Here is a 20,770-nt window from a genome sequence, read left to right as displayed (position 1 = left end):
CGGAGCACTTGAGCCCCAGCCCGGGAGTCAGTATTCTCCGCGGCCGCCCGAATCCGGTTTAAAAAAAAGCCCGGATGTAAAACCTGACCAGCCAGCCAACTTATCCTGGCCCTGGCAGGCACCAAGGCACTCCAACAGCCCCCTCATTCGACTGCTCTCGAGCCGCCGAACGGGAGTTTTTTGCGTTGTGAAAGCCTTGGCTCAGCGCTTGCGAACAGCACGAAAGCTGACCGAATGGATGTTTTTTTACCGCGACACGAACAGGTGCCACACCAGAGCGCCGACCTTAAAAAACGTGGAACCACCTACTTCTTTGGGAGCAACCGAATGAAACGTACGTGCACTAGCCTGATGCTTGCTGGATCCTTGCTGGCCGGGGGCCAGGTCATGGCTGACGACCTGCTGCTGTGGCAGAACAACAGCCTGACCTATCTCTACGGCAAAGGCTTCAAGGTCAATCCGTCCATCCAGCAGACGGTGACTTTCGAACACGCCGACGCCTGGAAATATGGGGATAACTTCCTGTTCGTCGACAAGATCTTCTACAACGGCAAGGACGATGCCCACGTGGGCCCGAACACCACCTACGGTGAGTTCCAGCCGCGCTTATCGATGGGCAAAATCTTCAACCAGAAGTTTGAGTTCGGCCCAATCAAAGACGTGCTGCTGGCCATGACCTACGAGTTCGGCGAAGGCGATGTCGAGTCCTACCTGATCGGCCCAGGCTTCGACCTGGCGATTCCTGGTTTCGATTACTTCCAGTTGAACTTCTACAACCGCCAGGCCGAAGGTAGCCGTGCGGGGAACAATGTCTGGCAGATCACACCGGTCTGGTCCTACACCATTCCCGTGGGCAGTTCGAACGTGCTGATCGATGGCTACATGGACTGGGTCGTGGACAACGACTCCAACTCCAAAGGCGACTACCACGCCAACCTGCACTTCAACCCACAGGTCAAATACGACCTGGGCAAGGCCTTGAACTACGGCGCCAAGCAGTTGTACGTCGGTGTGGAATACGACTACTGGAAAGACAAGTACGGGATCGACGACACCCGTGCGTTCACCACCAATCAGAACGTGACCAGTTTGCTGGTGAAGTTCCACTTCTGATCCGGCGGCGTCTTGGCGGGCAAGCCGCGCTCCTACAGTACAGCGCAAGACCGTAGGAGCGAGGCTCGCCCGCGAACAGAGGCACCGCTGCTCTTAAGCCACAACCACCGGCTGGGCAATCCCCAGGAACCGGCACAACTCCTCGCGCTTGGCCAAGGCATCGCGCCGACCCAGCTCGATCAGCTCGCTGCAATACCCCGCCTCGAACAGCAAATAACTCAATACACCAGCGCCGCTGGTCTTGGTTGCACCCGGTCCGCGCAGAAACAGACGCAACGCGGCGGGTAGCTCATGACGATGACGGGCGGCGATCTCGTCGATCGGCTGGCTGGGTGCGATCACCAGCACCTCCACCGGCGCCAATCCCAGCTCACGCTTGGGCGTGCTTTCGGGCAACAGATGGCCGAACTGATTCAGGCGCTGCAACAACTCGATGTCGCTTTCCAGGCTGTCAATGAAGGTGCTGTTGAGCATGTGCCCGCCAATCTGCGCCAACGACGGCTGCTGGCCGGTGTAGCTGCGCTGCAGCGGGTTCTCGGGATCGACCCCGCGTGGGTTGCCGCTGACGCCCACCACCAACACCCGGCTCGCCCCCAGGTGCAGGGCCGGACTGATCGGCGCCGACTGGCGCACCGCACCATCGCCAAAGTACTCGCTGTCGATTTTCACCGGGGCAAACAATAAGGGGATCGCCGAACTGGCGAGCAAATGCTCGACACTCAACTGGGTCGGTACACCGATGCGCCGATGACGCAACCAGGCATCGATGCTGCGCACGCCCTGGTAGAAGGTCACCGCCTGCCCTGACTCATAGCCGAACGCCGTGACCGCCACCGCGTGCAGGTGTTTCTCGGCAATCGCCTGGCTGATCCCGGACAGGTGCAGTCTGTCGCTGAGCAGGTCACGCAAGGGCGAGCTGTTGAGCAGTGCCACCGGCACCTTGGCGCCCATGCCCAGCAAGCTGTGACGGAAAAACCGGCTGGCCTGATGAATCACCCCCGGCCAATCGCTGCGCAGCACCAAGTGGCTGCGAAAGCCTTGCCAGAACGCGGTCAGGCGCTCGACGGCCAGACGAAAGTCCATCGCCCCGCTGGCCAGGCTCACCGCATTGATTGCCCCGGCCGAGGTGCCGACGATCACGGGGAACGGGTTGGCGGCGCCAACGGGCAGCAATTGCGCAATCGCCGCCAGCACGCCCACCTGATAGGCCGCACGCGCGCCGCCACCGGAAAGAATCAACCCTGTCACTGGCTCACTTGAACGCATTGCAACACTCCATGATGCCTGTGAGGTTCGATCCCGCGTGGTTTACTCAACCACGCTTGTCATAGAGTTTAGGCTCGCCTGGAGGACGGCTCTTGAAACGTCGGTGTGCCCAGAGGTACTGCTCGGGACAGTGACGTACCGCACTTTCGATCCACTGGTTGATGCGAATGCAGTCCGCTTCGTCGCTTTCCCCGGGGAAATTGTCGAACGGTGCATGGATCACCAGCCGGTAGCCGCTGCCGTCTGCCAGGCGTTCCTGGGTGAACGGTATGACCAACGCCTTGCCCAGCTTGGCGAACTTACTGGTCGCCGGCACTGTGGCCGCCATGATCCCGAACAGCGGCACAAAGATACTTTGCTTGGCGCCGTAGTCCTGATCCGGCGCATACCAGATCGCCCGGCCAGCACGCAGCAACTTGAACATGCCCCGCACGTCTTCACGCTCGATGGCCAACGAATCGAGGTTATGCCGCTCGCGTCCACGGCGCTGGATGAAATCGAACAGCGGATTCTTGTGTTCGCGGTACATGCCATCGATGGTGTGTTGCTGGCCGAGCAACGCCGCGCCGACTTCCAGGGTGGTGAAGTGCAACGCCATCAGAATCACGCCCTGGCCATCGCGCTGGGCCTGCTTGAGGTGCTCCAGCCCTTCGATGTGGGCCAGGCGCGCCAGGCGCTGGCGGGGCCACCACCAACTCATGGCCATCTCAAAAAAGGCAATGCCGGTAGACGCGAAGTTTTCCTTGAGCAATCGCTTGCGTTCAGCCGGGGTTTTTTCCGGGAAGCACAGTTCCAGGTTACGTTTGGCAATTCGACGGCGATCGCTGGCGACCCGATACATGCCCGCACCGAGCAGGCGTCCGATGACTAACAGCCACGCGTACGGCAACTGGACGACCAGCCACAACAGCCCTAGACCGCACCATAGCGGCCAGAAACGTGGAGATAAGAATGCAGCTCGAAATTGCGGGCGATCCATTGACGATTCCGGATGGACAACAAGGCCGCGCATTCTACAACGGATCGACCCGGCTTGCGGCCTGCGGGCGTTCTCGTTATAAGTCTCGGCACTTTTAGTGACAAGCCGTTTTCTGCCGACCATGACCCAGACCGATCCGCTAGACCAAGATCCCGTGTTCCAGTTGAAGGGCAGCATGCTCGCCATTACGGTGCTGGAACTGGCCCGCAACGACCTCGACAGCCTTGATCGTCAATTGGCGGCGAAGGTGGCCCTGGCCCCCAATTTCTTCAGCAACGCGCCCCTGGTACTGGCCCTGGATAAACTCCCGGCGAGCGAAGGCTCGGTCGACCTGCCGGCGCTGATGCGCGTATGCCGTCAACACGGCCTGCGCACCCTGGCGATTCGCGCCAGCCGCATCGAAGACATTGCCGCCGCGATTGCCGTCGATCTGCCCGTGCTGCCGCCGTCCGGTGCCCGTGAGCGCCCGCTTGAACCGCAGGAAGGCGAGCTCAAGAAAAAACCCGAGAAACCACCCGAGCCTACGATCAAGCCGACGCGAATCATCACCTCGCCAGTACGCGGTGGCCAGCAGATTTATGCCCAGGGTGGCGATCTGGTGGTGATCTCCTCGGTCAGTCCCGGGGCGGAACTTCTGGCCGATGGCAATATCCATGTATACGGACCGATGCGCGGTCGGGCATTGGCTGGCGTAAAGGGTGACACCAAGGCGCGGATCTTCTGTCAGCAACTGAGCGCTGAACTACTCTCCATCGCCGGTCATTACAAGGTTTCCGAAGATCTACGCCGCGACCCGTTATGGGGAGCCGGTGTACAAGTCAGCCTGTCGGGCGATGTGTTGAACATCATTCGGCTTTAACGGATACTGCCGCATTTTCCAAGCATCTCTAAAACGTAGTGAAAACGGCTCAAACGAAGTAGGAAAAAGGCAAAGGGCTTTGTTTACCCCCGTAAACCCCGCCCCAGACCGAATTCCAGCCAAGGCTGTCCGACTGCAGTAGTTTTCAAGAGATGTTTTTCAGGGGCTAAAAGTCCTTTTCCTTAGGGGTGAAACACCTTGGCCAAGATTCTCGTGGTTACATCCGGCAAGGGTGGTGTGGGTAAGACCACCACCAGCGCCGCTATCGGTACCGGCCTCGCTCTGCGCGGCCACAAAACAGTGATCGTCGACTTCGACGTGGGCCTGCGTAACCTCGACCTGATCATGGGGTGCGAGCGTCGCGTAGTGTATGACTTCGTCAACGTGGTCAACGGCGAAGCCAACCTGCAACAGGCCCTGATCAAGGACAAGCGCCTTGAGAACCTCTACGTGCTGGCCGCCAGCCAGACCCGCGACAAAGACGCGCTGACCGTCGAAGGCGTGGAAAAAGTCCTGATGGAGCTCAAGGAGCAGTTTGAGTTCGTGGTCTGCGACTCGCCGGCCGGCATCGAGAAAGGTGCCCACCTGGCCATGTACTTCGCGGATGAAGCGATTGTCGTGACCAACCCTGAAGTGTCTTCGGTACGTGACTCGGACCGCATGCTGGGCCTGCTGGCCAGCAAGTCCCGCCGCGCCGAGAACAACCAGGACCCGATCAAGGAACACCTGCTGCTCACGCGCTACAACCCAGAGCGCGTCAGCAACGGCGAAATGCTCGGCGTCGAAGACGTCAAAGAGATTCTGGCGGTTACCCTGCTGGGTGTGATTCCAGAGTCGCAAGCTGTACTGAAAGCTTCCAACCAGGGCGTACCGGTGATTCTCGACGACCAAAGCGACGCCGGCCAGGCGTACAGCGATGCCGTTGATCGTCTGCTGGGCAAAACCGTGGAACACCGGTTCCTTGATGTTGAGAAGAAGGGATTCTTCGAGCGCCTATTTGGAGGTAGGTAATGAACCTTTTTGACTTCTTTCGTGCCAACAAAAAAGTAAGCACCGCGTCGGTAGCGAAAGAGCGTCTACAGATTATCGTGGCGCATGAACGCGGCCAACGCAGCACCCCTGACTACTTGCCGGCCTTGCAGAAGGAATTGGTCGAAGTGATCCGCAAGTACGTCAATATTGGGTCCGATGATGTGCACGTTGCCCTGGAAAACCAGGGTAGCTGCTCGATCCTGGAACTCAACATCACCCTGCCGGATCGCTGAGTCGATCCAGCAGGAGCCACGGCAGCCAGAACACCTGCCGGTCCAATGTGGGAGCGAGCTTGCTCGCGAAGGCGCCGGAACAGTCAACACGTGATGTTGAATGTTCCGGCTTCTTTCGCGAACAGGCTCGCTCCCACTTGTTTGTTACGAGGCTGTTTTAATGCCGTTGTCCAACATCCACATCATCCATCAGGACGCCGCCGTCCTGGTGGTGAACAAACCGACCCTGCTGCTCTCGGTGCCTGGCCGCGCCGATGACAACAAGGACTGCCTGATTACCCGCCTACAGGAAAACGGCTACCCGGAAGCCCGCATCGTCCATCGCCTGGACTGGGAAACCTCGGGGATCATCCTGCTGGCGCGCGATCCGGATACGCATCGCGAGCTGTCTCGGCAGTTTCACGACCGTGAAACCGAAAAAGCCTACACCGCACTGTGCTGGGGCCAACCCGAGCTGGACAGTGGCAGCATCGACTTGCCCTTGCGCTACGACCCGCCGACCAAGCCCCGCCACGTGGTCGACCATGAGTTCGGCAAGCACGCGCTGACCTTCTGGCGGGTGCTGGAACGTTGCGGCGACTGGTGCCGCGTGGAGCTCACCCCGATCACCGGCCGCTCCCACCAACTGCGCGTACACATGCTGTCGATCGGTCATCCACTGCTGGGCGACGGGCTCTATGCCCATCCGCAAGCCCTGGCGGCCTGGCCGCGCCTGTGCCTGCACGCCAGCATGCTCGCCTTCACCCACCCACAAAGTGGTGAACGCCTGCGCTTTGAATGCCCGGCACCGTTTTAATCGCCGGTCCTCCCATTGCCGACAAGGACGTGCGGTGACAGGTGGCGCCAATGCCAGGCACGATGAGCCGGTGTTGCACTCCTGTTACCCAATGGCTTGAGCCAATACGTTAAACTCGCCGCACTGCTGTCTGGAGCTACTTATGCGCGAAGCGTTGAATCAAGGCCTGATTGACTTCCTCAAGGCCTCCCCAACCCCATTCCATGCCACTGCCAGCCTGGTCCAGCGCCTGGAAGCGGCCGGCTACCAGCGCCTCGATGAGCGCGAGCCGTGGACCACCGAAGCCAACGGTCGCTACTACGTGACCCGCAACGACTCCTCGATTGTCGCGATCAAGATGGGCCGCAACTCGCCGTTGCACGACGGCATCCGCCTGGTCGGCGCCCATACCGACAGCCCGTGCCTGCGGGTCAAGCCGCAACCTGAGCTGCAACGCCAGGGCTTCTGGCAGTTGGGCGTCGAAGTCTATGGCGGCGCGCTCCTGGCGCCGTGGTTCGATCGCGACCTGTCGCTGGCCGGCCGCGTGACCTTCCGCCGCGATGGCAAGGTCGAAAGCCAACTGATCGACTTCAAGGCGCCGATTGCCACCATCCCCAACCTGGCCATCCACCTCAACCGTGAAGCCAACCAGGGCTGGGCGATCAACCCGCAAACCGAACTGCCGCCGATCCTGGCCCAGTTTGCCGGTGACGAACGCGTGGACTTCCGCGCCGTGCTGACCAACCAACTGGCACTGGAACACGGCCTGAACGCCGATGTGGTACTCGATTACGAGCTGAGCTTCTACGACACCCAGAGCGCGGCAGTCATCGGCCTGCACGGCGACTTCATTGCCGGCGCGCGCCTGGACAACCTGCTCTCGTGCTACGCCGGCCTGCAAGCCTTGCTCACCAGCGAAACCGAAGAGACCTGCGTGCTGGTGGCCAATGACCACGAAGAAGTGGGCTCCTGCTCGGCTTGCGGTGCCGACGGCCCGATGCTGGAGCAAACGCTGCGACGCCTGCTGCCTGACGGTGACGAATTCGTACGCGCGATCCAGAAGTCGCTGCTGGTCTCGGCGGACAACGCCCACGGCATCCACCCCAACTATGCCGACAAACATGACGCCAACCACGGCCCGAAACTCAACGCCGGCCCCGTGATCAAGGTCAACAGCAACCAACGCTACGCCACCAACAGTGAAACCGCCGGCTTCTTCCGCCACCTGTGCATGGCCGAGGAAGTCCCGGTGCAAAGCTTCGTGGTGCGCAGCGACATGGGCTGCGGCTCGACCATCGGTCCGATCACCGCCAGCCACCTGGGCGTGCGCACCGTGGACATCGGCCTGCCGACGTTCGCCATGCATTCGATCCGCGAGCTGTGCGGCAGCCATGACCTGGCCCACCTGGTGAAAGTCCTCAGCGCGTTCTACGCCTCTCGCGAGCTGCCTTGACCCTCACGTGGCGAGGGCTTTGCACCCTCGCCACGGCCCTGGCAGCCCACGACGATCCCGCGTTGACACCAATCAAGCTGGCGTAGGTAAAAGCCTACTAAACTTAACTCCACACCTTCACAAGGCCGTCGCCATGATCGAGATGTCTCTGTTCAACTCCATGCTCATCCCCATTCTCTCGGGCATGATCCTGCTGGCCGTCGGCTTCAACTTCCGCGACAAGAATGCCGGCGTGTTCTCGATGTGGATCGGCATGCTGGTGATCCTGGCCACCGTGGTGATCAAGATCCTCGCCAAACTCAACGAATAAAAGCCCTGTCGCGCTCGCATTGGGTTTGCCCCCCTCGTACACTCGGTCAACCTGTCCCTGCTGAGGTTGACCGCCTAGTGTTCGCTCGTCTTCTGGCCTTGCCGTGTGCCCTGCTCATTTGCCTGCTGATGCTGCTCCCCGTGGCACCGGCCCAGGCAGTCGGCCTGCCGAGCCTGCTGAACTCCAGCAAGGCCCAGCCCGAGGCCGTCGAGCCGCTGGGGCAATCGCTGGACGAAGTGATCAAGTCCTTGGAAAACGACCAGCAGCGGGCCAAGCTGCTGGCCGACCTGAAGAAGCTGCGCGACGCCACGAAAAAAGCCCAGCCCGCCACCGAAGAAGGTGTCCTGGGCCTGATCGGTGGCACGCTGGCCAGCTTCGAGAAACAGTTCTCCGGGGCCAATAGCCCGATCTCCCTCTGGTCAGACGAATTCGACCAGGCCAACTCTGAGCTCAATGCACTGATGCTGCCGGCCAGCGAGTGGCTGCCGATTGTCTTTGCCTTCGCCGTGATCCTGATGCTCTGGAGCCTGCTCGCCGCCGCACTGATCTGGCTCAGCCACCGGGTACGCATGCGCTTTGGCCTGCCCGAAGAATTGCCCCAGCACCCGCGCACCTGGGACCTGCTGCGCTTCGCCCTGCGCAAACTCGGGCCCTGGCTGATCGCCCTGTTGATCACCGTCTACATGAGCTACGCCTTGCCGCCGTCACTGGGCAAATACCTGGCCATGGTGCTGGCCTATGCGCTGGTGGTGGGCACGTGCTTCTCGGCGGTCTGCGTGATTGCCTTTTCCCTGCTCGACGGCCCGCACCGTCACCGCGCCCTGTACATCCTCCGCCACCAGGCCTTCCGGCCGCTGTGGCTGATCGGCAGCTTCGCCGCCTTTGGCGAGGCGTTGAACGACCCGCGCCTGGTCGCCAGTCTCGGCGCGCACCTGGCCCATGCCACGGCCACCGTCGCCAATGTGCTGGCGGCGATCTTCACCGGGCTGTTCATCCTGCGCTTCCGCCGCCCGATCGCCCACCTGATCCGCAACCAGCCACTGTCGCGCCGCCTGACCCGCCGCGCCCTCAGTGACACCATCGATATCCTCGGCACCTTCTGGTACCTGCCCGCCCTGGTGCTGGTGGGCATCTCGCTATTCGCCACCTTCGTGTCCGCCGGCGACACCAGCACCGCCTTGCGCCAGTCGCTGATCTGCACGGTGCTGCTGGTGTTGTGCATGGTGATCAATGGCCTGGTCCGCCGCCATGCCCTCAAGCCACAGCGCGGGGCCAAGCGCCATGCGTTGTACTCCGAGCGCCTCAAGAGCTTCTTCTACACCCTGGCGCACCTGGTGGTCTGGCTGGCGTTCATCGAGCTGGGCTTGCGAGTGTGGGGCATGTCGTTGATCGGTTTCACCGAAGGCGAAGGCCATGACATCAGCGTCAAGCTGTTCAGCCTGGCCGGCACGCTGATTTTCGCCTGGCTGATCTGGATCCTCAGCGACACCGCCGTGCACCATGCCCTGACCCGTTCGCGCAAAGGCCTGGCCAACGCCCGGGCGCAAACCATGATGCCGCTGATCCGCAACGTGCTGTTCGTGGCGATTTTCATCGTGGCGCTGATCGTCGCCCTGGCCAACATGGGCATGAACGTCACGCCGCTGCTGGCCGGTGCCGGCGTGATCGGCCTGGCCATCGGTTTTGGCGCCCAGTCACTGGTGGCCGACCTGATCACCGGCCTGTTCATCATCATTGAGGACTCCCTGGCCATCGACGATTACGTCGACGTCGGCGGCCACCTGGGCACGGTCGAGGGCCTGACCATCCGCACCGTGCGCCTGCGGGACATCGATGGCATCGTCCACACCATCCCGTTCAGTGAAATCAAAAGCATCAAGAACTACTCGCGGGAGTTCGGCTACGCGATCTTCCGCGTGGCGGTGCCGTACAACATGGCGATCGATGATGCGATCAAGTTGATGCGCGAAGTCGGCCAGAAAATGCGCACCGACCCGCTGCAACGCCGCAACATCTGGTCACCGCTGGAGATCCAGGGCGTGGAAAGCTTCGAGTCCGGCAGCGCGATCCTTCGCGCTCGGTTCAAGACCGCGCCAATCAAGCAGTGGGAAGTGTCGCGGGCGTTCAACCTATCGCTCAAGCGACACCTGGATGAAGCCGGGCTGGACCTGGCGACGCCACGGATGAGCATCCAGGTGGTGACGGCCGGCGGCGGGCAGGAGAAGGAATAGCGGGTCGACTGCCTTCGCGAGCAGGCTCGCTCCCACACTGGATCCTTGTCGCACTGAACCCCCTTGGTGGGAGCGAGCCTGCTCGCGAAGGCCACCACACCGCCCTGGCGCTAAGCCACATCGACCCCCACATGAATCGCATCGTGGCGCCAGAACTCCAGGTCACAGTCAATCAGCCGCTCATGCTGATCGTAATTGACCCGCGCAATGCGCAACCCCGGGCTGCCCAGTGACACCCGCAGCGCCGCGGCCGCGTCCACCGGCAATGAGGTCGGCACAATCTCGAAGCGCACCCTCCCGTAGTGCAAATCGTAGTGCCGCGCGTACAACTCGGTAATCGACTGGTTCAAATCGAACTGAAGAATCCCCGGGAAAAACTGCGGGTTCAAGTAGTGCTCCACATACAGCACCAGCCGCCCGTCAATGCGCCGCGAGCGGCAGATCTGGATCACGCTCGACAGTGCCGGCAGTTGCAACCACGCGCACACGGCCGCCGACGCTGGTTGCAGCCGGGCAGAAATCACCTCGGTGGAAGGCACTCGCCCCTGGGCACTGACCATCGCGTGGAAGTGGCTGCGCTGCATCAGGTTGTAGGCCAGGCGCGGCGGTGACACGAACCAGCCGCGACGCTCCTCGCGGTAAATCTGACCCTGCGCCTCCAGTTGCAACAGCGCCTCGCGCACCGTAATGCGCGTGGTTCCGAACAACTCACTGAGCTTGCGTTCGGCCGGCAGCTTGCTCGCGGGTGCCAACAGGCCGTGGTCGATCTGCTCTTGCAGGACCTGACCGATGGCTGTCACCGCCTTGGTTGCCTCTTCGCGCATCAATGTTACCTATCTGGACTAGACCAGCACTGTTTCGGGGCCGGAGCATGGGATGACGCCGCTCCTCAAACGTAGTGCAAGCCTAGGCAATGCATATGACTGATCGATGACACAGCCGCTGAGCGGCAAGCACCGCGCACCGCCCCTAAACGACCAAGTCCTTTGAAAACGCCACTGCCACCATGGTCTACGCTTACGTCGCAGCCAGCCCACAGAGGCAAACATAAAGGGTGCGCCAGCAAGACCGACATCAAAGTGTCATCTGACCCACCTAAATTGGCTCAAGTATTGCTGACCTAGACCAACCCAACCACGTTGAATAAAAACGCAGCGTTGAATACGCCCAAAGGAGCTTTCGATGAAACAGCTTTTCCTGGCATCCCTGTTAGGCTCGACCATTGCCATGTGCACCGCCGCCATGGCTGCTGATACTGATTTGAAAGCCCTGGAGGCAGCGGCCAAGAAAGAAGGCGCGGTCAATAGCGTCGGCATGCCCGATGACTGGGCCAACTGGAAAGGCACCTGGGCGGACCTGGCCAAGCTCTATGGCCTCAAGCACATCGACACCGACATGAGTTCGGCCCAGGAAGTGGCCAAGTTCGCCGCCGAGAAAGACAACGCCAGCGCCGACATCGGCGACGTCGGTGCCGCCTTTGGCCCGATTGCCGTCAAGCAAGGCGTCACCCAACCCTACAAGCCAAGCACCTGGGCGCAAGTGCCCGACTGGGCCAAGGACCAGGACGGCAACTGGGCACTGGCCTACACCGGCACCATCGCCTTTATCGTCAACAAGAAGCTGCTGCACGGCTCTGAATCACCCACCCAGTGGTCCGACCTGAAAACCGGCAAGTACAAGGTGTCCATCGGTGACGTCAGCACCGCCGCCCAGGCCGCCAACGGCGTACTGGCTGCCGCGCTGGCCAATGGCGGGAACGAGAAGAACATCGATCCGGCCTTGGCATTGTTTGGCGAAATCGCCAAGCAAGGTCGCCTGTCCCTGGCCAACCCGACGATTGCCACCATGGAAAAGGGTGAAGTCGAAGTGGGCGTGGTCTGGGACTTCAACGGCCTGAGCTACAAGGCCAAGATGGCCAACCCGGATGACTACGTGGTGCTGATCCCATCCGACGGCTCGGTGATCTCGGGCTACACCACCATCATCAACAAGTACGCCAAGAACCCCAACGCCGCCAAGCTGACCCGCGAATACATCTTCAGCGATGCCGGCCAGATCAACCTGGCGCGCGGCAATGCCCGTCCCATCCGCGCCGAGCACCTGACCCTGCCTGACGACGTAAAAGCCAAGCTGCTGCCGAACGAGCAGTACAAGAACGTCACCCCGATCAAGGACGCCGATGCCTGGGAAAAAACCTCCAAGGCCCTGCCGCAGAAGTGGCAGGAAGAAGTGATCATCAATATGCAGTAAGGCTGTAGATCACCACCGGGTGATTTGATCGATATCCCTGTGGGAGCGAGCCTGCTCGCGAATGCGTTGTGTCAGACACCAAGGAGGGTGGCTGACACGAGCTCTTCGCGAGCAGGCTCGCTCCCACAATGGATCAAGCTCGATCTTAGCCTTTCCCTGACACCTGCCTTACGGAGTTCTCCTTCCCCATGAGTCAAAACGTCATCCTTGTCGTCCTCGACGGTCTTAACTACGAGGTCGCGCGGCACGCCATGGGGCACTTGCAGGCCTACGTGCAAGCGAATAAAGCCGCGCTGTACCGGCTCGAATGCGCGCTGCCGTCCCTGTCCCGCCCGCTGTACGAATGCATCCTCACCGGGGTTGCGCCCATCGACAGTGGCATTGTCCACAACAACGTCTCGCGCCTGTCCAACCAGCGCAGCATTTATCACTACGCCACGGACGCCGGCCTGACGACCGCCGCCGCGGCGTATCACTGGGTCAGCGAGTTGTACAACCGCTCGCCATTCGTGGCCGTCCGGGATCGACACACCGATGACCCGAGCCTGCCGATCCAGCACGCTCATTTCTATTGGAGCGACCACTACCCCGACGCCCACCTGTTCGCCGACGCCGAGCACCTGCGCCTGCGTCACGCACCGAATTTTCTCCTGGTGCACCCCATGAACATCGACGACGCCGGGCACAAGCACGGCCTCGATACGCCCCAGTACCGCAACAGCGCCCGCAGCGCCGACATCATCCTGGCCGACTACCTGCAAGGCTGGCTCGACAGCGGTTACCAGGTGCTGGTGACCGCCGACCACGGCATGAACAACGACCGCTCCCACAACGGCCTGCTCGCCGAAGAGCGTGAGGTGCCGTTGTTTGTCATCGGCGACGCCTTCAGCCTCGACCCCGAGGCCACGCCCAGGCAAACCGAGCTGTGTGGCACGGTTTGCCAGCTACTGGGTGTGCCCCACGACAAACCCGTGTGCCGGGAGTTGCTCAAGTGAATTCGATCACCCGTGGCAAATGGCTGGCGGCCTTGTGCCTGGTGCCCTTTGCGATCTTCTTCTTCGTGTTCCAGATCGCCCCGCTGTGCTGGGTGCTGATCAACAGCGTGCAATCGCAAGAGTTCGGCTGGGGCCTGGCCAACTTCAACAAGATCTTCAGTTCCAGGTTCTACTTGCAGGCCATCCAGTACAGCCTGGAGATCAGCTTCTACTCCAGCGTATTTGGCATCATCATCGCCATCCTGGGCAGTTACTCGTTGCGTCGGGTCGATTCCAAGCTGCGCAACTTCGTCAACGCCTTCGCCAACATGACCAGCAACTTCTCCGGCGTGCCCCTGGCCTTTGCGTTCATCATCCTGCTGGGCTTCAACGGCAGCATCACCATCATGCTCAAGCAGGCCGGGATCATTCAGGACTTCAACCTGTACTCCAAGACCGGGCTGATCATTCTGTACACCTACTTCCAGATCCCCCTCGGCGTCCTGCTGCTGTACCCGGCCTTCGACGCCCTGCGTGAGGACTGGCGTGAGTCGGCCGCCCTGCTCGGGGCCAGCGGCTGGCAGTTCTGGCGGCACATCGGTCTGCCGGTGCTAACCCCGGCCCTGCTCGGCACCTTCGTCATCCTCCTGGCCAACGCCCTGGGCGCCTACGCCACGGTGTACGCCCTGACCACCGGCAACTTCAACGTGCTGCCGATCCGGATCGCCGCGATGGTCTCGGGGGATATTTCCCTGGACCCGAACATGGCCAGCGCCCTGGCCGTGGTGCTGGTGGCGTTGATGACCCTGGTCACCGTGGTCCATCAGTTGCTGTTGAAGAGGAGCTACCATGTCTCGCGCTGAACCCGGCGCCGCCGCGCTCTACCACCGCGTGGTGGTCTACCTGCTGTTTGCCATCCTGCTGCTGCCGCTGGTGGGCACCTTGATCTACTCGATTGCCAGCAGTTGGTCGGCGACCATCCTGCCCTCGGGCTTTACCTTCAAGTGGTACATCCAGCTGTGGAGCGACCCGCGGTTTCTCAGCGCCTTCGGCCAATCGTTGCTGGTGTGCGTGGGCGCGCTGATCCTGTCGGTGGTGTTGATCCTGCCATTGCTGTTCGTGGTGCATTACCACTTCCCGCGGCTCGATGCGCTGATGAACATCCTGATCCTGCTGCCCTTCGCGGTACCGCCGGTGGTGTCGTCGGTGGGGCTGTTGCAACTCTATGGCTCGGGGCCCTTCGCGATGGTCGGGACGCCGTGGATCCTGGTGGGCTGCTACTTCACCGTGGCGCTGCCGTTCATGTACCGGGCGATCACCAACAACCTGCAAGCGATCAACCTGCGCGACCTGATGGACGCCGCCCAACTGCTCGGCGCCAGCACCTGGCAAGCCGCGTTCCTGGTGGTGCTGCCGAACCTGCGCAAGGGCCTGATGGTGGCGCTGCTGCTGTCGTTCTCGTTCCTGTTCGGTGAGTTCGTGTTCGCCAACATCCTCGTCGGCACCCGCTACGAAACCTTGCAGGTGTTCCTCAACAACATGCGCAACAGCAGCGGTCACTTCACCAGCGCGCTGGTGATTTCCTACTTCTTCTTCGTACTGGTCCTGACCTGGGCGGCCAACATCTTGAACAAGGACAACAGCCAATGAGCTACGTCAGCGTCCAACACCTAAAGAAAAACTACGCCGGCACCTCGGTGTTCAGCGACATCAACTGTGAGATCCACAAAGGCGAGTTCGTCACCCTGCTCGGCCCGTCCGGTTGCGGCAAGTCGACCCTGCTGCGCTGCATCGCCGGGTTGACGGCGGTGGATGACGGCCAGATCCTGCTCGACGGCCAGGACATCGTCCCGCTCAGCCCACAAAAGCGTGGGATCGGCATGGTGTTCCAGAGCTACGCGCTGTTCCCCAACATGACCGTGCAACAGAACGTCGCCTTCGGCCTGCGCATGCAGAAGGTCAACGCCGATGACAGCCACAAGCGCGTGCTGGAGGTGCTGCAACTGGTGGAGCTCAATGACTTCGCCAGTCGCTACCCCCATCAGTTGTCCGGCGGCCAATGCCAGCGCGTGGCCCTGGCCCGTTCGCTGGTGACTCGTCCGCGCCTGCTGCTGCTCGATGAGCCCTTGTCGGCCCTCGACGCGCGTATCCGCAAACACCTGCGCGAGCAGATCCGGCAGATTCAACGCGAGCTGGGCCTGACCACGATTTTCGTCACCCACGACCAGGAAGAAGCGCTGACCATGTCGGACCGGATCTTCCTGATGAACCAGGGCAAGATCGTCCAAAGCGGCGACGCCGAAACCCTCTACACCGCGCCGGTCGATGCGTTCGCCGCCGGCTTCATCGGCAACTACAACTTGCTCGATGCCGCCAGCGCCAGCAAGCTGCTGCAACGCACGATCACTGGCCGCATCGCGATACGCCCGGAGGCGATCGAACTGAGCCTGCTGGGCGAGCCGGATGCGCTGGTCCGCAGCCACAGCCTGCTGGGCAACGTGATTCGTTATCGGATCGAGGCCCGGGGGGTAGAACTGGTGGTCGATGTGCTGAACCGCTCCGCGGCGGACTTACATGCCGATGGCCAACGCCTGGCACTGTCCATCGACCCAACGGCCCTGCGTGAAGTCGCCTGATGCCTGCGCACCGCCCACACACTTTGAAGAGAGAGCTGCACTGATGGCCCTGGCAATTTTCGATCTGGACGAAACCCTGATTCACGGCGACTGCGCCACCCTATGGAGCGAGCAAATGGGCCGCCTGGGCTGGGTCGACCCCGAGTCGTTCATGCAACAGAACAACCAACTGATGGACGCCTACAGCCAGGGCAAGCTGGCCATGGAAGACTACATGGCCTTCAGCCTGGAGCCGCTGATCGGGCGCACACCGGCCGAGGTCGAGCACCTGGTGACGCCGTGGGTAGAGGACTTTATCGAACCGATCATCTTCAGCGACGCCACCCGCACCATCGCCGCCCACCGCAAGGCCGGAGACCGGATCCTGGTGATCTCGGCCTCGGGCGTTCACCTGGTCAAGCCGATCGCTGAGCGCCTGGGCATTGACGAAGTATTGGGGATCGAGCTGGACGTCCAGCATGGCGTCTACAGCGGCCACACCGTCGGTACCCTGACCTACCGCGAAGGCAAGATCATCCGCCTGCTGGAATGGCTGGACGCCGAAGAAGAGAACCTGGAAGGCGCGAGCTTTTACTCGGACTCACGCAATGACCTGCCGCTGCTGCTCAAGGTTGACCATCCCCATGTGGTCAACCCCGACCCGGTGCTGCGTGAACACGCCGAACAGGCCGGCTGGCCGATTCATCACTGGAAGTAACCAAGCCCCTGCGTAGGCGCGAGGCGCGCCCGCGAAGGCGACGTGTCTGTCACACCTCTATCGACTGACACACTGCCTTCGCAGGCAAGCCTCGCTCAGGGTTGCTTCAGCTTGTCAGACCAGGCTTTCGTCGATCACCAACACCAGCTTGCCCGCCACCTGATTGCTCGCCAACTCGGCAAACGCGGCGTCAGCGTCCTCGATCGGGAAGGTCTTGGCCAGTTGCGGACTCAGGCGTCCCTCGGCAAACAGCGGCCAGACATGCTGGTGCAGATCGCTGAGCAGATCGGCCTTGAACTGATCGTCACGACTGCGCAGCGTCGACCCCAGCAGTTGAATGCGCTTGGCCAGCACCTGCGCCAGGTCCAGCGTGGCCTCTCGTCCGCCCATCAAGCCAATCAACACCCAACGACCGTCCCGCGCCAATACCTTGAGGTTAAGCGCCGCGTAGTTGGCCCCCACCGGGTCAAGAATCACGTCGAATGGCCCCAGGTCGCTCAAACCCTGCAGACCGTCCGTGCGCACGACGCCGCCCTGGGCCCCCAGCGCCTGGCAGTAGGCCAAGCGGTCCGCGGAACCGACGCTGACCCAACACGGATTGCCAAACGCCTTGCACAGTTGAATCGCGGCTGAACCCACGCCACTTGCGCCCGCGTGCAGCAGCACTTTCTCGCCCGGCTTGAGCGCAGCCAATTGAAACAAATTCAACCAGGCCGTGCTGTACACCTCTGGTATCGCCGCGGCCTCGCTCAAGGACAGGCCTTCAGGCACCGGCAGCACGTGGCGTCCGTCAACCACCACTTCCTGCGCCATGCCACCACCGGCGAGCAACGCACAAACCCGGTCGCCCACCTGCCAGACCGAGCCCGCGCCGACCTCGGTGATGACACCGGAACACTCCAGCCCCAACACCTGGCTGGCCCCCGCAGGTGCGGGATAGAGCCCCGCACGTTGCAACAAATCGGCCCTATTCAAGCCCGCCGCTGCAACACGAATGCGAACTTGCCCTACATCACAGGTCGGATTGGGCTCTTCAACCCACGTCACTTGACCTTCAACGCCTTGCAATGCCTTCACAGTGCCTCCATAGTGAGTCTGGACTGAGCCCGTGCTGTAGCGCCGGGCTTTTTGCATTATGCGACCGGCCCGAGAGCTGTACGAAAATTCGCCAAAACTGGTGGTTTACGTAGAGCCACTTGAAACCGGCGACTTCATAGACGGCCTAATATGCGTTATCAATTGTCCCCGCGTCGAATCGGCATGAAGCATTCGTTCTCCAGCACCGCACTCGCTCTATTCATTGGCCTCGGCAGCTTGTCGCTGTCGTCCAATACGTTCGCAGCCAATAGCTGGGACAAGCTTCAGCCCGACCGTGACGAGGTGATCGCCAGCCTGAACGTCGTCGAGTTGCTCAAGCGTCACCACTACAGCAAGCCGCCCCTGGACGACGCGCGTTCGGCGATCATCTACGACAGCTACCTGAAGCTGCTGGATCCTTCTCGCAGCTACTTCCTGGCCAGCGACATCGCCGAATTCGACAAGTGGAAGCTGCAGTTTGACGACTTCCTCAAAAGCGGCGATCTGAACCCCGGGTTCACCATCTACAAGCGTTACCTGGATCGAGTCAAGACGCGCCTGGAGTTCGCCCTGGCCGAATTGAACAAGGGCGTCGACAAGATGGACTTCACCACCAAGGAGACCTTGCTGATCGACCGCAAGGATGCCCCTTGGCTCAAGACCACTGCCGAGCTCGACGACCTGTGGCGCAAACGCGTCAAGGACGAAGTGCTGCGCATGAAGATTGCCGGCAAGGACAACAAGCAGATCCAGGAAACCCTGACCAAGCGCTTCAAGAACCAGCTCTCGCGCCTGGACCAGACCCGCGCCGAAGACATCTTCCAGGCGTACATCAACAACTTCGCCATGTCCTACGACCCGCACACCAATTATCTGTCACCGGATAACGCGGAAAACTTCGACATCAACATGAGCCTGTCGCTGGAAGGCATCGGCGCCGTGTTGCAGAGCGACAACGACCAAGTCAAAGTCGTGCGCCTGGTGCCGGCAGGCCCGGCCGACAAGACCAAGCAGGTGGCCCCGGCCGACAAGATCATCGGCGTCGCCCAGGGCGACAAAGAGATGGTCGACGTGGTGGGCTGGCGCCTGGACGAAGTGGTCAAGCTGATCCGTGGGCCGAAGGGCACCGTGGTGCGCCTGGAAGTGATTCCGGCCAGCAATGCGCCTAACGACCAGACCAGCAAGATCGTATCGATCACCCGTGAAGCGGTGAAGCTTGAAGACCAGGCGGTGAAAAAATCGATCCTGAACCTCAAGCAGGACGGCAAGGACTACAAGCTGGGCGTGATCGAGATCCCAGCGTTCTACCTCGACTTCAAGGCGTTCCGCGCCGGTGATCCGGACTACAAGAGCACCACACGCGACGTCAAGAAGATCCTCACCGAGCTGCAAAAGGACAAGGTCGACGGCGTCATTATCGACCTGCGCAACAACGGCGGCGGCTCCTTGCAGGAAGCCACCGAGCTGACCAGCCTGTTCATCGACAAAGGTCCGACGGTGCTGGTGCGTAACGCCGATGGCCGGGTCGATGTGCTGGAAGATGAGAACCCGGGAGCCTTCTACAAAGGCCCGATGGCGCTGTTGGTCAATCGCCTGTCGGCCTCGGCCTCGGAGATTTTCGCCGGCGCCATGCAGGACTATCACCGCGCACTGATCATTGGTGGCCAGACCTTCGGCAAAGGCACCGTGCAGACCATTCAGCCGCTCAACCATGGCGAACTGAAACTGACCCTGGCCAAGTTCTACCGGGTTTCCGGGCAGAGCACCCAGCATCAGGGCGTGCTGCCGGACATCGACTACCCGTCGATCATCGACACCAAGGAAATCGGTGAGAGTGCGTTACCCGAGTCCATGCCGTGGGACACCATTCGCCCTGCCATCAAGCCGGCCGTGGATCCCTTCAAGCCGTTCATTGCCCAGCTCAAGGCCGAACATGACCAGCGTACCGCCAAGGACGCAGAGTTTGTGTTCATCCGCGACAAGCTGGCCCTGGCACAGAAGTTGATGGAAGAAAAAACCGTCAGCCTCAACGAAGCCGAACGCCGCGCGCAGCACGCCGATATCGAAGCCAAGCAACTGGCGATGGAAAACGCCCGGCGCAAGGCCAAGGGCGAAGCGCCGCTCAAAGAGCTGAAGAAGGAAGATGAAGACGCTCTCGCGACCGAGCCCGACAAGGTCAAGCCGGAAGACGACGCTTACTTGAGCGAAACCGGGCGGATCCTCCTGGATTACCTGAAGCTCAATACCGCAGTCGCCAGCAACAAGAAGTGACGGCAATTTAATCCTGACGCTCTTCGGAGCGTCATCAAACAGTCATCATTCTGTCGTGAAAAAAAGGACTGGGCCTCTCCTGACAACAGGATCGGCCCAGTCCTTTTTTTATCGCCAGAGATCGCCATGCCCCCCGAACAACTGAGCGCATTGCGTTCAATCCTGGCTCAACGCAGTTCGCACAGTCTGTTCCAGCCGATCGTGGCGGTCCCTGAACGACGTGCCCTCGGCTACGAGGCCTTGAGCCGTGACCCTTCCAAAACCCCCAGCACTCGCCCATCGCACTGTTGTAAGCGCTCCATAATCCCCACATTCAAAGTCACCACCTGATCCCCGATGCTGTGCTCCCGATTCCTTTACGGAGCCAGCACCTCATGATGCGTCCCGACGCAAAAGTTGAAAAAGTCTATCTCTACCCCAAGCCCGTCGACTTCCGAAAATCCATTGATGGCCTCGCCGCTCTGGTCGAACTGGACATCAAGGTCGCGGTGTTTGACCCGGTGCTTTTCGTGTTCCTCAACAAGCCTCGAAACCGAGTGAAGATTTTGTACTGGGAGCGCAACGGCTTCTGCCTTTGGCTAAAGCGCCTGGAGTCCGAGCGCTTCAAAACATCG

The 20,770-nt window shown here is 61.2% G+C and carries 20 protein-coding genes; 16 read left to right on the top strand and 4 right to left on the bottom strand.

Annotation, left to right across the window (positions count from 1 at the left end; genetic code table 11):
* Positions 1-327 precede the first annotated feature (327 nt).
* Positions 328-1,113, top strand: coding sequence for an outer membrane protein OmpK (locus BMW74_RS14295; protein ID WP_093421569.1), 786 nt, complete (start codon positions 328-330; stop codon positions 1,111-1,113).
* 93 nt (positions 1,114-1,206) lie between these two features.
* Here BMW74_RS14295 and BMW74_RS14290 read toward each other — a convergent pair whose 3' ends face one another.
* Both BMW74_RS14290 and BMW74_RS14285 read right to left on the bottom strand, forming a co-directional pair.
* The gene (locus tag BMW74_RS14290) at positions 1,207-2,379 is read right to left on the bottom strand and encodes a patatin-like phospholipase family protein (protein ID WP_093421564.1); all 1,173 of its coding nucleotides are present in this window, start codon (positions 2,377-2,379) and stop codon (positions 1,207-1,209) included.
* Positions 2,380-2,425: 46 nt separating this feature from the next.
* Positions 2,426-3,358, bottom strand: a complete 933-nt coding sequence (locus BMW74_RS14285; protein ID WP_093421559.1) for a lipid A biosynthesis lauroyl acyltransferase — start codon at positions 3,356-3,358, stop codon at positions 2,426-2,428.
* A 121-nt stretch (positions 3,359-3,479) separates the two neighbouring features.
* On the opposite strand from BMW74_RS14285, the gene minC reads away from it, so the two are divergent.
* The 7 genes from minC to BMW74_RS14255 all read left to right on the top strand — a co-directional run bounded on the left by minC (position 3,480) and on the right by BMW74_RS14255 (position 10,251).
* The gene (minC, locus tag BMW74_RS14280) at positions 3,480-4,217 is read left to right on the top strand and encodes a septum site-determining protein MinC (protein ID WP_093421556.1); all 738 of its coding nucleotides are present in this window, start codon (positions 3,480-3,482) and stop codon (positions 4,215-4,217) included.
* A gap of 198 nt (positions 4,218-4,415) precedes the next feature.
* Positions 4,416-5,228, top strand: coding sequence for a septum site-determining protein MinD (gene minD / locus BMW74_RS14275; RefSeq protein WP_093421551.1), 813 nt, complete (start codon positions 4,416-4,418; stop codon positions 5,226-5,228).
* On the top strand, positions 5,228-5,482 hold the full coding sequence (minE, locus tag BMW74_RS14270) for a cell division topological specificity factor MinE (RefSeq protein WP_019693048.1): 255 nt from the start codon (positions 5,228-5,230) through the stop codon (positions 5,480-5,482). Before minD ends, minE begins: the two co-directional genes overlap by 1 nt.
* Before the next feature lie 160 nt (positions 5,483-5,642).
* The gene (locus BMW74_RS14265; protein WP_093421546.1) at positions 5,643-6,278 is read left to right on the top strand and encodes an RluA family pseudouridine synthase; all 636 of its coding nucleotides are present in this window, start codon (positions 5,643-5,645) and stop codon (positions 6,276-6,278) included.
* Positions 6,279-6,420: 142 nt separating this feature from the next.
* Complete coding sequence (locus BMW74_RS14260; RefSeq protein WP_093421542.1) at positions 6,421-7,710, top strand: M18 family aminopeptidase; 1,290 nt, start codon at positions 6,421-6,423, stop codon at positions 7,708-7,710.
* Positions 7,711-7,843: 133 nt separating this feature from the next.
* Complete coding sequence (locus tag BMW74_RS25215) at positions 7,844-8,020, top strand: hypothetical protein (protein WP_175479224.1); 177 nt, start codon at positions 7,844-7,846, stop codon at positions 8,018-8,020.
* 77 nt (positions 8,021-8,097) lie between these two features.
* Positions 8,098-10,251: a mechanosensitive ion channel domain-containing protein gene (locus BMW74_RS14255; protein ID WP_093421537.1), complete on the top strand. Its 2,154-nt coding sequence runs from the start codon at positions 8,098-8,100 to the stop codon at positions 10,249-10,251.
* A gap of 110 nt (positions 10,252-10,361) precedes the next feature.
* On the opposite strand, the gene phnR is transcribed toward BMW74_RS14255, so the two are convergent.
* Positions 10,362-11,075 (bottom strand): phosphonate utilization transcriptional regulator PhnR, encoded by a 714-nt coding sequence (phnR, locus tag BMW74_RS14250; RefSeq protein ID WP_093421532.1) that lies wholly within the window; start codon positions 11,073-11,075, stop codon positions 10,362-10,364.
* Positions 11,076-11,433: 358 nt separating this feature from the next.
* On the opposite strand from phnR, the gene BMW74_RS14245 reads away from it, so the two are divergent.
* The 6 genes from BMW74_RS14245 to BMW74_RS14220 all read left to right on the top strand — a co-directional run bounded on the left by BMW74_RS14245 (position 11,434) and on the right by BMW74_RS14220 (position 16,808).
* A complete protein-coding gene (locus BMW74_RS14245; protein ID WP_093421528.1) occupies positions 11,434-12,501 on the top strand; it encodes an ABC transporter substrate-binding protein in 1,068 nt (355 codons plus the stop codon).
* Positions 12,502-12,689: 188 nt separating this feature from the next.
* Entirely contained in the window at positions 12,690-13,496 is an 807-nt protein-coding gene (locus tag BMW74_RS14240; protein ID WP_093421523.1) for an alkaline phosphatase family protein, read from the top strand.
* Positions 13,493-14,338 carry an ABC transporter permease gene (locus BMW74_RS14235; RefSeq protein ID WP_093421518.1) on the top strand — a complete coding sequence of 282 codons (846 nt, stop codon included), beginning with the start codon at positions 13,493-13,495 and terminating at the stop codon, positions 14,336-14,338. The genes BMW74_RS14240 and BMW74_RS14235 overlap by 4 nt, the downstream gene beginning before the upstream one ends.
* The gene (locus tag BMW74_RS14230; RefSeq protein WP_093421513.1) at positions 14,325-15,125 is read left to right on the top strand and encodes an ABC transporter permease; all 801 of its coding nucleotides are present in this window, start codon (positions 14,325-14,327) and stop codon (positions 15,123-15,125) included. The genes BMW74_RS14235 and BMW74_RS14230 overlap by 14 nt, the downstream gene beginning before the upstream one ends.
* Positions 15,122-16,111: an ABC transporter ATP-binding protein gene (locus tag BMW74_RS14225; RefSeq protein WP_093421507.1), complete on the top strand. Its 990-nt coding sequence runs from the start codon at positions 15,122-15,124 to the stop codon at positions 16,109-16,111. Before BMW74_RS14230 ends, BMW74_RS14225 begins: the two co-directional genes overlap by 4 nt.
* A gap of 43 nt (positions 16,112-16,154) precedes the next feature.
* Complete coding sequence (locus BMW74_RS14220) at positions 16,155-16,808, top strand: HAD family hydrolase (protein ID WP_093421502.1); 654 nt, start codon at positions 16,155-16,157, stop codon at positions 16,806-16,808.
* Positions 16,809-16,922: 114 nt separating this feature from the next.
* On the opposite strand, the gene BMW74_RS14215 is transcribed toward BMW74_RS14220, so the two are convergent.
* Positions 16,923-17,885, bottom strand: a complete 963-nt coding sequence (locus BMW74_RS14215; protein WP_093421496.1) for an NAD(P)H-quinone oxidoreductase — start codon at positions 17,883-17,885, stop codon at positions 16,923-16,925.
* 183 nt (positions 17,886-18,068) lie between these two features.
* On the opposite strand from BMW74_RS14215, the gene BMW74_RS14210 reads away from it, so the two are divergent.
* Positions 18,069-20,156, top strand: a complete 2,088-nt coding sequence (locus BMW74_RS14210; protein ID WP_175479227.1) for a carboxy terminal-processing peptidase — start codon at positions 18,069-18,071, stop codon at positions 20,154-20,156.
* Between the two features lie 374 nt (positions 20,157-20,530).
* The coding region (tnpB, locus tag BMW74_RS14200) for an IS66 family insertion sequence element accessory protein TnpB (RefSeq protein WP_139208413.1) at positions 20,531-20,770 on the top strand (240 nt) is incomplete at its 3' end.

Origin of the sequence: Pseudomonas sp. ok272 (assembly GCF_900109995.1) — a bacterium.
Taxonomy (GTDB): domain Bacteria; phylum Pseudomonadota; class Gammaproteobacteria; order Pseudomonadales; family Pseudomonadaceae; genus Aquipseudomonas.
This window is presented reverse-complemented; position numbering and strand designations above follow the sequence as displayed.